Origin of the sequence: Curtobacterium sp. MCLR17_043 (assembly GCF_003224215.1) — a bacterium.
Classification (GTDB): domain Bacteria; phylum Actinomycetota; class Actinomycetes; order Actinomycetales; family Microbacteriaceae; genus Curtobacterium; species Curtobacterium flaccumfaciens.
In genome coordinates this window covers 24320-38594 of record NZ_QKLH01000015.1, presented here as the reverse complement: position 1 = coordinate 38594, position 14275 = coordinate 24320, and the positions used below count along the sequence as shown (strand labels likewise).

10 protein-coding genes are annotated in these 14275 nt (G+C 70.8%); 3 read left to right on the top strand and 7 right to left on the bottom strand.

Annotated features, from left to right (window positions below):
• Positions 1-74: 74 nt before the first annotated feature.
• Positions 75-1118, bottom strand: coding sequence for an ATP-dependent DNA ligase (locus tag DEJ03_RS14240; protein WP_110865101.1), 1044 nt, complete (start codon positions 1116-1118; stop codon positions 75-77).
• A 157-nt stretch (positions 1119-1275) separates the two neighbouring features.
• Here DEJ03_RS14240 and DEJ03_RS14235 point away from each other — a divergent pair, with 157 nt between their 5' ends.
• Entirely contained in the window at positions 1276-2319 is a 1044-nt protein-coding gene (locus DEJ03_RS14235) for an MBL fold metallo-hydrolase (RefSeq protein ID WP_181422733.1), read from the top strand.
• Between the two features lie 21 nt (positions 2320-2340).
• Here the strand turns inward: DEJ03_RS14235 and DEJ03_RS14230 are convergent, their stop codons facing one another.
• From DEJ03_RS14230 to DEJ03_RS14215, 4 genes are all read right to left on the bottom strand, one after another.
• Positions 2341-2973 carry an FMN-dependent NADH-azoreductase gene (locus tag DEJ03_RS14230; RefSeq protein WP_110865099.1) on the bottom strand — a complete coding sequence of 211 codons (633 nt, stop codon included), beginning with the start codon at positions 2971-2973 and terminating at the stop codon, positions 2341-2343.
• Between the two features lie 141 nt (positions 2974-3114).
• Positions 3115-4716: a putative Ig domain-containing protein gene (locus tag DEJ03_RS14225; protein ID WP_110865098.1), complete on the bottom strand. Its 1602-nt coding sequence runs from the start codon at positions 4714-4716 to the stop codon at positions 3115-3117.
• 253 nt (positions 4717-4969) lie between these two features.
• On the bottom strand, positions 4970-6820 hold the full coding sequence (locus DEJ03_RS14220) for a hypothetical protein (protein ID WP_110865097.1): 1851 nt from the start codon (positions 6818-6820) through the stop codon (positions 4970-4972).
• A gap of 178 nt (positions 6821-6998) precedes the next feature.
• Complete coding sequence (locus DEJ03_RS14215) at positions 6999-7901, bottom strand: LysR substrate-binding domain-containing protein (RefSeq protein WP_110865096.1); 903 nt, start codon at positions 7899-7901, stop codon at positions 6999-7001.
• 105 nt (positions 7902-8006) lie between these two features.
• Here DEJ03_RS14215 and DEJ03_RS14210 point away from each other — a divergent pair, with 105 nt between their 5' ends.
• Positions 8007-11489 carry a bifunctional proline dehydrogenase/L-glutamate gamma-semialdehyde dehydrogenase gene (locus DEJ03_RS14210; protein WP_110865095.1) on the top strand — a complete coding sequence of 1161 codons (3483 nt, stop codon included), beginning with the start codon at positions 8007-8009 and terminating at the stop codon, positions 11487-11489.
• Positions 11490-11630: 141 nt separating this feature from the next.
• Positions 11631-12965 carry a hypothetical protein gene (locus DEJ03_RS14205; RefSeq protein ID WP_110865094.1) on the top strand — a complete coding sequence of 445 codons (1335 nt, stop codon included), beginning with the start codon at positions 11631-11633 and terminating at the stop codon, positions 12963-12965.
• Positions 12966-13208: 243 nt separating this feature from the next.
• Here DEJ03_RS14205 and DEJ03_RS14200 read toward each other — a convergent pair whose 3' ends face one another.
• On the bottom strand, positions 13209-13652 hold the full coding sequence (locus DEJ03_RS14200) for a thioesterase family protein (protein ID WP_110865093.1): 444 nt from the start codon (positions 13650-13652) through the stop codon (positions 13209-13211).
• Positions 13649-14257 (bottom strand): QsdR family transcriptional regulator, encoded by a 609-nt coding sequence (locus tag DEJ03_RS14195; RefSeq protein ID WP_071247243.1) that lies wholly within the window; start codon positions 14255-14257, stop codon positions 13649-13651. Before DEJ03_RS14195 ends, DEJ03_RS14200 begins: the two co-directional genes overlap by 4 nt.
• Positions 14258-14275: the final 18 nt, after the last annotated feature.

Here is a 14275-nt window from a genome sequence, read left to right as displayed (position 1 = left end):
CGCTAGTTCGGCTAACTACTTTTCCCCGAACGTGACAGAACAGCGACAAACGGACACCGCAGTGCGTTCCGTCGTCAGGACAGCACGTTGTTCAGGTCGTACGCACTCGGCACCTCGAGCTGCTCGAACCCGCACGACGTCGCGTCACGGTCGGGCCGCCACCGCTCGAACTGCACGGTGTGCCGGAACCGGTCGCCCTCCATCTGGTCGTACCGGACCTCGAGCACCAGCTCCGGCGCCAGCCGGACGAACGACGTGTCGCGACCCGACGAGAACCGCGACCGTTCCCCGTCACCGGTGACGGGCCTCCCGTCCGCATCGCGGAGCACGACGGGCTCGAGCTCGTCGATCAACGCGGCCCGGCGCTTGTCGGAGAAGGCGGAGACGCCGCCGACCTGGCGGAGCTCGCCGTCCGCGTCGTACAGCCCGACGAGCAGCGACCCGACGCCGGAGCCGCTCTTGTGCACGCGGTAGCCGATGGCGACGACGTCGGCGGTGCGGTGGTGCTTGATCTTGAGCATCGAGCGCTTGTTCGGTTCGTACGGCCGCGCTCGGGGCTTCGCGACGACGCCGTCGAGCCCGGCGCCCTCGAAGGTGGTGAGCCACTCGCGCGCCTGCTCGACGTCGAGCGTGGTGCGGGTGACGAAGAGCGGGTCGGTCATGGCGTCGCCGAGCTGCTCCAGGCGCTCGCGACGCTCGTCGAAGGGTCGGTCCACCAGCTCCTCGCCGTCCACCGCCAGCAGGTCGAAGGCCACGAACTGCGCCGGCGTCTCGGCGCTGAGCTTGGCGATCCGTGAGGCCGCCGGGTGGATGCGCTGCGACAGCGCCTCCCAGTCCAGGCGCTCGGCACCGGGCTCGCCGGAACGCAGGATCACCTCGCCGTCCAGGACGACCGGGTGGTCACGGCCGCCGAACTGCGCGCGGAACGCCTCGACGAGCTCGGGGAAGTACCGGGTGAGCGGCTTGGCGCCGCGGCTGCCGATCTCGACGTCGTCACCGTCGATGGTCACGATCCCCCGAAAGCCGTCCCACTTCGGTTCGTACCGCAGCCCGCCCTTCGTGCTGTCCGGGTCGGGGACGGTGGTGACGGCCTTGGCGAGCATCGGTGCGATCTCCATGGGTCCTGTCTACTCGCGGGAGTCGGCGGGGCTGCGCACTTCGTGAGCAGGAATGGTCGGGTTCGGCTCGACGACCCGACATCTTCTGCTCACGATGCGCGGCCGGGAGGCCCGGATCACCCCGGGCAGGTCGGCCAGCGTCGGTAGGGTGGCCGGCGTGACGACCGTGCCCCCGCCGGCAGCGCCGGCCCCGGAACCGATCAGCCCCGTGCAGGCCGCCGCGCTCCGCGACGGCGTCCTGCCACCCGTCGAGCAGGTCCGGCCGGGCATCTGGACCCTCGCGGTGCCGTTCCGGTTCGGGGTGCCCGACGCGACCCTCGTGTACGTCGTCGAGGGGGCGGACGGCTCGCTCGCGGTGATCGATCCCGGGTGGTCGGCCGACGGCGGGCTCGCCGAGCTGCGGGACGGTCTCGCCACGATCGGACGGAACTTGGACGACGTGTCGCTCGTGGCCGTGACGCACCTGCACGCCGACCACCTGGGTGCCGCGGCGGCCATCCGCCGGGCGACGGGTGCACGTGTGGCGATGCACGGCCTCGAGGTCCGTGCGCTCGAACGGGAACGCGCCGACGCCGAGCGGAACGACGCCGACATCGCGACGTGGGGGCTGCCCGAACACCTGCGGGCCGGGGTCGTCGAGGCGTGGGGCAGCGGACGCCGGATCGGGATGGGCCGGATCGAGGCGCCGTACGCCGACGTGCTGCTCGAGGACGGCGACCTGCTGCCGATCCCCGGTCGGACGATCCGCGCGCTGTGGACCCCGGGGCACACGAGCGGGCACGTGTGCTTCCTCGACGAGGCCGACGGCCTGCTGTTCTCCGGCGACCACGTGCTGCCGCGGATCAACTCCGGCATCGGCCTCGGTGGCCGGACCGGGACGAACCCGCTCGGCGACTACCTGGCGTCGCTCGCGCGGCTCGGCCCGTACGCCGATCTCGAGGTCTGCCCGGGGCACGAGTACCGGTTCCGTGACGTCGTCAGCCGCGCGCGGACCCTGACCCGGCACCGGGAGGAACGCTCGCGCCACGTCGCCGCGGCCCTCGACGCACTGGACAGTCCGACGCTGTTCGAGGTCGCCGCCCGGGTGCCCTTCAGCGGCGGGATCGAGTCGATGACCGGGTTCCTGCTCGCGAGCGCGCTGACGCAGACGGCCTTCCACGCGGAGCTGCTCGGGCGGGCCGACGAGGTGCGACCCGCCTGACGAGCGCCGCAGCCGCGCGGGTCAGCCGAGTGTCGTCGCCAGGCGCTCGATCGTCGTCTTCGCGTCGGCGAACTCCGCGGCGGCGTGGTCGGCCAGCGGTGCGAGGTCCGGCAGCCGGTCGGCCAGGGTCGCGCTGACGGTGATCGGGTACAGCTTCATGCCGAGCGCGGTGCCGAGCACGATGTGCAGGACGGGGGAGCCGTGGTCCCAGCCCTCGGTCGGGGTGCCGGCGTCGTAGGTGGCGCCGCGGCTCACCACGGTGACGACAGGGCGTCCGGCCAGGGGCTGCACGCCGCCGGTCAGGATGCCGGGCACGTGGATGCGGTCGATCCAGGCCTTCAGGGTCGACGGCACGGTGTAGTTGTACAGCGGTGCACCCACCACGACGACGTCGGCGGCCAGGAGCTCGTCGATGACCTCCTGACGCAGGGCCTCGGCCTCAGACGCGACGGCCTCCTCGGCGGTGCGGTCGGCGGCGGCCCAGTGCAACGCCGAGGTCTCCAGGTGGGGGAGCTGGTCGACGTGCAGGTCCCGCCGGACGACCGTGTACTCCGGGCCGCGGGCGCGCCAGGCGTCGGCGAAGGCCGCGGTCAGTGCGCGCGAGCGGGAGTGGGACAGGTCGGCCGAGGAGTCGATGTGCAGCAGCGTGGGCATGTCGCCAACGCTACCGGCGCGGACCCGGCCGGGCGCGGATGCGAAACGGCCCCGCCTGCTCCGGTGGAGGAGCAGGCGGGGCCGCCACGGGCCTCCCGTCCACCGCGCGGGCACGCGACGGACGGGAGACGTCTCAGGGTGTCAGCGCTGGGCGCGACGACGACGCGCGAAGCGGGCGCCGATGAGGCCGGCACCGGCGACGAGCAGGCCCAGGGCCCACGGCAGTGCGTCGGTGGTGTCCGAACCGGTGTAGGCGAGCTGGCCGCCGGTGTTGACCGGGGCGACCGGGGCTGCTGCTGCCGGCGGAGCCGGGACGGGCGCGACGATGCCGGTGACGGTGGGCTGGACCTCGACGGCGAAGGACGTGCTGAACGAGCCGAACGCGACGGACAGGTTGTGCACCGAGGCGTGCGGGAAGGTGACGCCGACGACGCCGAAGTCACCGAGCTCGGGGTCCGGAGCGATCACGTCGCTGGCGATGTCCGACGTGACGGTCGGCAGCACCACCTCGTCCTCGTCGGCCAGGACGTCGTTGCCGAACCGGTCGACGAGCCCGCCCTGGACGACGAGCGTGCCGCCCTGCTTGACCGTCGGACGGCCACCCTCGGTGAGCTCGACCGAGAAGGAGTCGTCGGTGGACTCGGAGTCGACCGTGTAGACCGAGCCGTCGGGCGCGATGATCCACGTGCGCTGCTTGTCAGCGGTCAGCTGTGCGCGGTCGATCGTGTAGACCTGCACCCCGAGCGGTGCGCCGGCCTCGACGTTCAGCGACACGTACTGGGTGACCGACTCGGTGCCGCTCGTCGCGGTGACAGCGAAGGTGTACTCCCACGCGTCGGTGGCGACGCCGCTGAGTTCACCGGTCGAGGCGTCGAAGGAGACGCCGTAGGGCAGCTGCTCGTCAGGCTCGGGGATGTACTCGTCGCCGTTCTCGTCGAAGTACGTGGTGTCCTCGAGCTCCTCGTCGTCGAACCAGGCGAGGCTGTACTTCGGCTCCGGGAAGCCCTGCGCACGGAAGGTGTGCGAGAAGGCGTCACCGGCGGCTGTGCTCAGCTCGAGCGGGCTGTCCTGCGTGGCACCGGCCTTGGTGGGCTGGCCATCCTCGCCGAGGAACGCCGGGGTCTGGGTCACGGCGGCGGTGGCCTCGGACTCGACCGTGGAGGTCTCGGTCGCGCCGGGCAGCGTGCCCGTCACGGCGACCGTGATGGTCTTGCGGACGTCGGTCGGGTCGACGACGTAGCTCGCGGCCTTCGACAGGACGTTGCCGTCCTGGTCGGTCCAGGAGTACTTGTACCCCGCCTCGTCGTCGAAGCCGGTGACGACGGCGACGAGTCGGGTGCCGACCTTGGCCGTGCCCTCGATGGTGACGGCGGCGTCGGCGGCCTTGGCCGTGACGTCCGGCTTCGGGGTCTCGGTCGGCTTCGGAGCCTCGGTGGCGGCCGGCGCGGTGGTCTCCGGCGCGGCGGGCTCGGTGGCCTCGGGGGTGGGCGCCGGGGCTTCCTCGGCCGGAGCCGGGGTCTCGGGCGCGGTCTCGACGGGCGGGTCCGTCGGCGTCGGCGTCTCGCTGCCCTCGGCCGGGGTCGGGGCCGGCGTCTCGGCGGCCACGATCGGCTGCGTGGTGACGAGCGTCTCGGCGTTGGCGGCCGTCGCGGTCATGATGCCGAGGCCGGTGGTCAGGCCGACCAGGGCAACGGTGGTGCCGACGGCGCAGGCGCGACGGACGGTGGAGGTGCTGCGGTGCACGGGATCCCCCAGGGATTCGGTCCGGGCTCATCGCCCAGATCATGTGAATTTGCCGAGAATGTCGGCGTTCTCGGATCGTAGCGGGATGACGTTGCCGGGCTGTGACGATTCACCGGAATGTGACCCGGGTTGGGGGTGCGTGCGGGAAACCGCCGGACCCCCGCACGCCCGGCGCGCCCTGTGGGCGTGGGAGGACGGACGGGAGGCGCGGTGCGGGCCCGCACCGCGCCTCCCGTCCGTCCGGGGCCGCGTCTCAGGCGCGACGGCGACGCAGCCGGTGGACCAGCAGACCGCCGCCGGCGGCGAGCAGGCCCAGCGCCCACGCGAGCGGCCCGGAGGCGTCAGCGCCCGTGTAGGCGAGGTGCCCACCGCCGCCGGCCGTCGGGGTCGTGTCGCCGACGGTCGCGACCGACGGCCGCACGTCCACGTCGAACGTGGTCGAGACGTCACCGAGGGCGACCGTGATGGTGTGCGGCGAGGCGTGCGGGAACCCGACGCGGGGCTCCCACTCGCCGTACGGCAGCGTCACTTCGTCGCTGGCCACGCTGCTCGTCACGACGGGCTGCGCGCCGTCGGACTCCTTCGTGCTGTTCCCGAACGCGTCGAGGGCCGTCACCCGGACGACCATCGTCGCCCCCTGGGCCACCGGGACGGCGTCGACCGGGATCGACTTCGGGCTCTCCGCGAAGATCTCGCGCAGGCCCTCGGCGTCGCGGAGCCAACCCTTCGGCGACCCGATCGTGCCGACGAGCAGGCTGAGTTCCTCCGTCGCGGCGGGACGGATGGACAGGTGGACGTACTGGGTGGCAGCGCGGGACCCGTTCATGGCCATGACCTGGAAGTCGTACTCGCCGGCCACCGTCGGGGCGCCGCTCAGGACCCCGCTCGTGTCACCGACGGCGAGGCCGAGCGGTGCGATCGGGTGTTCGTTGCCCGGGACGGGGAACGCCGTCGGGCCGGTCAGCAGGACGTAGTGCAGCTCCGTCGACGACCCCGTCGCGGTGAAGGTGCGCTCGATCTGCTCGCCCGCGGTGGTCTCGATGCGGATGGGTGACTCGGGCGTCGAGGGCTCGGTGAACGTGATGGTGTCCGGGGCGGCGGGCTCGTCGGTGTCCTCGGCGCCGACCACGACCTCGAACGACGTGGAGACGCCCCCTTCGGAGACCGTCACGGTCCGGGTGCCGGTGCCACCGAAGGTCACGGTGTTCGAGGAGTCCCCGTCGTTCCACACCGCCGAGTCGGAGTCGTCCGTGCTCGTGACCGTCGACCGGGGGTAGTCCGGGCCCGGCGTGGTCCGGTTGCCGTACGCGTCGACCGCGAGCCCGGCGAGCGTGAGCGGGGTGTCCTCGGCGACGGGGATGCTCGGCACGATGCGGACGCGGCCCTGACCGGCTGCCTGTTCCCAGATCGTGCCGTCGGTCTCGACCTGCCACAGCCCGTTGTAGTCGGGGGTGGCGACGCCGAACGTCACGCCCACGGGGTCACCGGGAGCGACCGTCAGCTCGACGTACTGCGTGACCTCGGTCGAGCCGCTCAGGGCGACGACCTGGAACCGGAAGGTCCCGGCCTCCTTCGGGTCGCCGCTCAGGACGCCGGTGTCGACGTTGACCCAGTAGTCGGAGGACGGGGCGTCCTGGATGGCGTAGCCGACGGTGCCGTCGCCGCCGGTGGTCTCGAAGGTGCGAGTGAAGGGCGTGCCGCTGGTGGCGGTGAGCTCGATCGGGTCCTCGGCGGTCGACGGTTCCGTGAAGGCGAGGTCGCTGCCGTCGTCGGCCGCGGGTGCCGCGGGTGCCGCAGGTGTCGTCGGTGTCACCGGTGCGGCGGGTGCCGTGGGCTCTGGTGCCGCCGTTTCCGGGACCGCAGTCGGCGTCGTGCCGGTGGACGGGCCTCCCGGCTGCTCGTCGGTGTCGACCGTCGTGACGGGCGCGGCGGGCGTGACGGGCTCAGCCGGCGTCCCGGGTGTCGCCGTGCTCGTGGCGGTCGTGGGCTCGGCCGCGACGGCGGTCGCGGCGCCGATGCCGAACGCCGACGACGCGGTCACGATGGCGACGGCTGCGCCGATGGCAGCGACCCGTCGCGTGGTGGAGGTGCAGGGCTGGTTCATGGGATCCCCCTCGGATGCCGGTCGGGGCACCGGGAGGTGCCCTCATCCAGGAGATGTCTGCGTCGACGAGATCCTGACGGATGCACAGGTCTCGATCCGGTCACGGCGCCGTCTCGCGTGCGCGCTGGCTGGCGTGCGCGTCGGCTGGAGTGCGCCGGATGGCGTGCGCGCTGGCGGATCAGTCGCCGACGGCCGCCGCCGCACGCTCGAGCGCGTCACGGAGTGCGCGGACCGCCGGGGACGACGACCCCGCGGACCGCACCACGGTGAAGATCGTGCGTCGGGGGCCCTCCGGCAGCTCGAGCAGTCGACAGGTCGTCGTCCGGCCGGTCCACATCAGGTCCGGCATCAGGCCCACCGCGTTGCCGGACTCGACCAGGCGGATCTGCGTCTGCAGGTCCGCGGTCTCGTACCGGACGTCGGGCTCGAAGCCCCAGCGCCGACAGACCTGCTCGGCGAAGTGCCGCGACGCGGTGCCGCGGGGTTCCATCACCCAGGGCATGGTGCGGGCGTCCTCGAGCGACGACACCGGGCGCAGGGCCGTGTCGAGCGGGGGCAGGGCGAGCCGGACGGCGTCGGTCGTCAGGTCGGAGCGGTCGAGCCCGGGCAGGTGCGGAGCGGCGTGCGCCGGGTACTGCTCGGCGATGACCATGTCGAAGTCACGAGCCCACGTCTCGTTCAGTGCGGTCTCCGGTTCCCGCTGGACCATCTCGACCCTGACGTCGGGGTGTTCCGTGGCCATCTCGTGCAGGGCGCTCGGCATCAGGGCGAGAGCCGCGGACTGGAACACCGCGACCCGCACACGCCCCTGCACGGACGACAGGGTGTCCTCGACCTGTGACTGCGCGTGCTCGAGGACGTCGAGCACCTGGCCCGCTGCGGCCACCAGCACCTCGGCCTGCGGGGTGAGCTGGAGCCGACGACCGGCTTTGCGGAGGAGCTGCACGCCGGCCTCCCGCTCCAGGGCGCTCAGCTGCTGCGAGACCGCCGACGGGGTGAAGTTCACGGCCTCGGCGACGGCTGCGATCGTGCCGCGGATGGACAGCTCACGGAGGAGCACGAGACGGCGGACGTCGAGCATGGTCCGACGCTAGCCGGATCAGGACCGGAACGGTAGCGGAACTGAACGGTATCCATCAGGAACGCTCACTTCCGCTACCGCATCCCCGACCTCCACACTGAACCCATGACGACGCTGCACGAGGACTCCGCCATCGACCACGACGCCCTGGCGGACCAGTCCGTCGCGCTCGTCCGACAGTGGCTCGCCGAGGCCGAGTCCTACCCGGTCGACGGCTCCGCGAAGCAGCTCGCCGGCGTGCTCGCCGACCCCGCCGGACTCGACTTCGCGGTCGGGTTCGTCGACGGGGTCGTGCGACCGGAGGACCTCGCCGTCGCCGCCCGCAAGCTCCGCCAGATCGCCCCCGATGCCCCGGGGTTCCTGCCCGCCGCGCTCCGCGGACTCGTCCGGCTCGGCGGCGGCATGGCCCCGATGCTGCCGAACGTCGTGGTCCCCATCGCTCGACGCGTCCTCCGGAACATGGTCGGCCACCTGATCGTCGACGCCACCGACTCCAAGCTCGGCCCGGCCATCGCCGGCATCAAGCGCGACGGCGTCCGCCTCAACGTCAACCTGCTCGGCGAGGCCGTCCTGGGCGAGCGCGAAGCCGCCCGCCGACTCGAGGGCACGCACAAGCTCCTGGCCCGCGACGACGTCGACTACGTCTCCATCAAGGTGTCCTCGACGGTGCACCCGCACTCGCCGTGGGCGTTCGGCCACGCGGTGGACGACATCGTCGAGCAGCTCCGACCGCTCTTCCAGCGTGCCGCAGCCGCCACGCCGGCCAAGTTCATCAACCTCGACATGGAGGAGTACAAGGACCTCGACCTCACCATCGCGGTCTTCACGAAGCTCCTCGACGAGCCCGAGTTCCTCGGCCTCGAAGCCGGCATCGTGCTGCAGGCGTACCTGCCCGACGCGCTCGCCGCGATGCAGGAGCTGCAGGAGTGGTCCGCCGCCCGCCGTGCCCGCGGTGGTGCCGGCATCAAGGTCCGTCTGGTCAAGGGCGCGAACCTGCCGATGGAGCAGGTCGAGGCCTCGGTCCACGGCTGGCCGCTCGCCACCTGGCACACCAAGCAGGACTCGGACACCAACTACAAGCGCGTGCTCGACTGGGCGCTCACCCCATCGCGCGTCGAGAACGTCCGCGTCGGTGTCGCCGGGCACAACCTGTTCGACGTCGCGCACGCCTGGCTGCTCGCCGGTGAGCGCGGCGTGCGGGACGGCATCGAGTTCGAGATGCTGCTCGGCATGGCGCAGGGGCAGGCGTCGGCAGTGAAGAACACCGTCGGTTCGCTCCTGCTCTACACGCCGGTCGTGCACCCGGGCGAGTTCGACGTCGCGATCGCCTACCTGATCCGCCGTCTCGAAGAGGGCGCGTCGCAAGACAACTTCATGTCCGCGGTCTTCTCGCTGGCGTCCTCGCCGCCGCTGTTCGCCCGCGAAGAGGAGCGCTTCCGCGCCTCCCTGGTGCCGCTCGCGACGCCCGAGGGCCTCGCAGCGCCGGCATCACACCGGGTCGCCGACCGCTACGCCGCCGTCGGCCGCCCCGGCCCCGGTCACTTCGAGAACACCCCGGACAGCGACCCCTCGGTCGGCGCCGTCCGCGCCTGGGGCGACGCCATCACCGCACGGGTCGCCTCGTCGACGCTCGGCGTCCGCGCCGTCCAGGAGGCCCGGGTCGACTCCGCCACGGCCCTCGACTCCGCGCTCGGCCGCGCCAGGGCCGCCGGTGCGGTCTGGGGGACCTGGTCCGGTGGTGCGCGTGGTGCCGTGCTGCACGCCGTCGGCGACGCACTCGAGGCGAACCGCGCTGCGCTCATCGAGGTCATGGCGTCGGAGACCGGCAAGACCATCGACCAGGCCGACCCCGAGGTGTCCGAGGCGATCGACTTCGCGCACTTCTACGGCACCCTGGCGTCCTCGCTCGACGACGTCGACGGCGCCACCTTCACGCCCGCTGCGCTGACCCTGGTCGCGCCGCCGTGGAACTTCCCCGTCGCGATCCCCGCCGGATCGACCCTCGCCGCGCTGGCGGCCGGGTCCGCCGTCGTGCTGAAGCCCGCGCCGCCCGCCGAGCGCTCCGGCGCCGTGCTCGCCTCGATCATCGAGACCGCGCTCGACGCCCACGGGGCCCCGGCCGACGTGCTCGCGTTCCTGCAGGTGTCGGAGAACGACCTCGGGCAGCAGCTCATCGCGTCCCCGATGGTCGACCAGGTCATCCTCACCGGTGCGTACGAGACGGCCGAGCTGTTCCGCTCGTTCCGCCCCGACCTGCCGCTGCTCGCCGAGACCTCGGGCAAGAACGCCGTGATCGTCACGCCGTCGTCCGACCTCGACCTCGCCGTGAAGGACGTCGTTGCGTCGGCGTTCGGGCACGCCGGCCAGAAGTGCTCGGCCGCGTCCCTCGTCGTCATGGTCGGCTCGGTCGCGAAGTCGAAGCGCTTCCGGAACCAGCTGCTCGACGCGGTGGCCTCGCTCACGGTGGGCTACCCGACCGACGCCGCGACGCAGATGGGCCCCGTCATCGAGCCGGCCTCGGGCAAGCTGCTCGACGGCCTGACGAAGCTCGGCGCGGGGGAGTCCTGGGCCGTCGAGCCGAAGCCGCTCGACGAGACCGGCAAGCTCTGGAGCCCGGGTGTCCGACAGGGCGTCCGCCGCGGCTCGGAGTTCCACCGCACCGAGTACTTCGGCCCGATCCTCGGCATGATGACCGCCGACTCGCTCGACGAGGCGATCGACATCGTGAACGAGGTCGACTACGGCCTGACCTCGGGCCTGCACTCGCTCGACCCGGCCGAGATCGGTACCTGGCTGTCGCGGATCCAGGCAGGCAACCTCTACGTCAACCGCGGCATCACGGGCGCCATCGTCCGCCGCCAGCCGTTCGGCGGGTGGAAGAAGTCGGCCGTGGGCGCCGGCACGAAGGCCGGTGGGCTGAACTACCTGCTCGGGCTCGGGTCGTGGACGCCCGCACCGGCGGTCGCTGCGTCCGGTGTCGCCGTGTCGGATCCGGTCTCGGCGTTCGCCCGGGCTGCCGAGGTCGCGTCGCCGATGCTCGACCGTGCGCTGGCGTCCGACGAGCAGGCGTGGTCGACGCTGTTCGGCACCGCGACCGACGTCTCGGCGCTCTCCGCCGAGCGGAACATCGCCCGGTACCTGCCGTTCCCGGCGGTGCAGGTGCGGCTGGCCGCGGTCGCCGACTCGGACACGGACGCTGACGCCTCCGTGATTGAGCTCGTCCGCGTCGTCGCCGCAGCGCTCCGTGCCGGCACGACGATCGAGGTCTCCACGGCCGCGACGCTGCCGTCGTCCGTCGCCGCGGCGATCCGTGCGCTGCCGATCGTCCGCTCGCTGTCGCAGACGGTGTCCGACAGGGCCTTCGCGAGCTCGGTCGCCTCAGGTCCGTCCACCCGGGTGCGGCTCATCGGTGGCGACACCTCGGCGCTGTACTCGGCCGTCGGTGGTCGTCCGGACGTCGCTGTGTACGGCGGCCCGGTGACCGAGGCCGGGCGGCTCGAGATCCTGCCGTTCGTCCGCGAGCAGGCGGTGTCGATCACGGCGCACCGATTCGGCACCCCTAATGCACTAACCGTTGATCTCATCTAGGCAGGTGCGCGGTTGCGGTAAGCGGGAGCCGAGATCTAGTCGCTGGTCGCCGCGCCGTCGATTCCCTAGGCCGGACCGTGGACGTTGCGTTGAAGAGCGCTGCGCTAGTGCCGGTGCGCTGAACGCTACTAGGATGAGGTCGTGACCGAGAAGCTAAGGACTAGTCAGGTATTCGTTCCGGGCAAGTTGCCGGTTCATACTTACATCCCGCGAGATGAGTTTGAATTGGAGCAGTCGCTCAACGATTACGTTGAGGAGGGTGGCTCCATCCTGACTCTGGCAGGACCCACGAAGACCGGCAAGACAGTTCTCCTGCGCAAGGTCCTGCAATCGCCTGTCTGGATTGACGGTCAGGGTCTGACAAGCGCCGAAGACATGTGGGCCCGCGTCACGGACGAACTAGGGCTCTACCTTCTCGAAGAGCTCACTAACGATGCGACGACAAGCTCGGGGAGCGAGGGGGGTGTCGAGGGCGGACTGCCGTTCCTCACGGCCAAGGCCGTCCTCACCAGTTCCGGTTCTCAAAGCACGGGGACAAAGGTCGCGGCGGAGCGCTTGGCGGGGACAGCTGCCCGTGACGCCCTTAAGGCATCGGGTCGCCCCCTCGTTATCGACGATTTTCACTTCGTAGATCGGTCAACCCAGCGTCAGATCGTGCGTGCGCTCAAGCCGCTGGTGTTGGCGGGGGTTCCGATTGTCTTCGTCTCCATCTCGCATCGAGTGCGCGAAGTCGTCTCCGCTGAGCCCGACATGACGGGCCGAGTCAGCACGCTCGTTGTCCAGTTCTGGACTGTCGATGATCTGGTCGAAATCGCTCGTCGAGGGTTCGTCAAGCTGCACGTGATCGACGCAGATGACTCGCTCGCTAAGAAGCTAGCCGCGCAAGCGTACGGTAGTCCGCACCTCATGCAGCAGTTTTGCCGCGAGCTCTGCAAGTACAACGGCGTCCGCGAGGAGGCGGACGACCCGACTGAGTTGCATGCGCCGGATGACTGGAAGAAGTTTTTCGAGGTTCAGGTAGAGGAAGCCTCGGCCAATTGGGCGACGCGCTTGATTCGTGGTCTGAAGGAGCGGGGGAGCGCTCGGACCAAGTATCGGACGAAGGACGGACTCGAATTGGACGGATACGGGCTGACGCTCGCTGCGATCGCTGCTACTGGCCCGAAGCTTGGAGTGTCGAAGGACGAGATCCGGGCTGCCATCGCAGACCTCGTGGTTGGAGATACTCCGGCGAACAACCAGACCACATCTGTGCTGAAGAACATGTCTCGTATCGCCGCTCTTCGGCTGACCGAGGAGTTGCCCTCAGAGGACGAGCTCGAGCACACGGGCGCGAATGTCGACGTGCAACCAGTCCTCGACTTCGTCGAGGACGGCCCCGCGTCCAGCTTGCATATTGCGGACCCGTTCTTCGCGTTCTACCTCGCCTGGGGCATCCAAGCTCAGCTTGAGGCGGCGGGACGACGGGAGCCGTGACGGTCACCGATCGTCCGGAGAACTGCAGGCGAGTGTCCGGTCTAGCGAGGAGCGCGTGGGGAGTCGACTCCCCTGTGGCTTACAACGCACAGTTCGGGACGCCAAACCACCTGACCGACGGCCTGATCTGACCCCGGACTGCGGCGCTGGCGTTCGGGTCCAGCGCCGCTTGCACAACCGAAGTGCCCCCGAACCACGCGATCGCGTGGTTCGGGGGCACTTCGGTTGTGCGGAGAGTCCCGGTCAGTCGGCGACGGCGGGCTGCTGCGCGATCATCGAGCCGGTCACGAGCTCGCGGAGCTCGGCGGGCAGCGGGATCGGACGGCGGGCGCCTTCGCGGTCGATGATGACGTGCACGAACTCACCGGTGGCGAGCAGGGCGCCGTCGGACTGCCGGAACAGGCCGAACTCCCACGACAGGCTCGTGGTGCCGAGGTGCTTCGAGCGCATCCCGACCTCGATGACGTCCGGCCAGACGGCGGACTCGACGAACCGGCAGCTCGACGACACCAGCACGGCGATCCACTCCGACGAGAACGGGTCGAGCCCGGCGGCCTCGCGGAACCAGTACGTCGACGCGTTGTCCATCGCCGAGTAGTAGATCGTGTTGTTGACGTGCCCGAACATGTCGTTGTCGTTCCACCGGGTGGGGTAGGAGCGGCGGAACGGGTACTCGTCGATGGTCATCGGTCTCCGATCGGTGGTGCGGGTGTGGCGTGCACCGCGTCGGGCCGCAGGACGTACTCGAACGCCGCACGTGCCCGGTCGGGATCAGGGGTCTCACCGGAGATGAACTCGGCGTAGGTGAACGACTCGGAGATCCGGACGAGCAGCCGTGCGAGCTCCTCAGCCGACAACGGTGCCGGATCGAACGTACCGGACGACTCCTGCTGCTCGATGAGAGCGGTCACCCGGGCGACGAAGCGGCTCTGCACGTCACTGTCCGAAGTGGTGAGCAGACGCATCGCCCGAGCGGGTTCGCGCGTCAGGAACGCCCGGAAGTACGGGGCGTCGATCAGGTCGGCGGTGAACCGGTCGAGCACGACGACGAGCCGGGCAGCTCCGGTCGCCCCGATCTCGTCGGCGGCGTGGGTGGCTCCGTCGAGGGTCGGGACTGCGAGGGACCACAGGATCTCGGACAGCAACCGGTCACGGTTGCCGACCCACCGGAACAGCGACGTGCGGTCGACGCCGAGTGCGGCGGCCAACGCCCCCATGTCGATCCGTGAGCCGGCGATGAAGGTGTGACGGGCCTCCCGGAAGGCGCGCAGCGCAGAGTCTGATGTGTACACGCGATCCTCTCTTGCAAC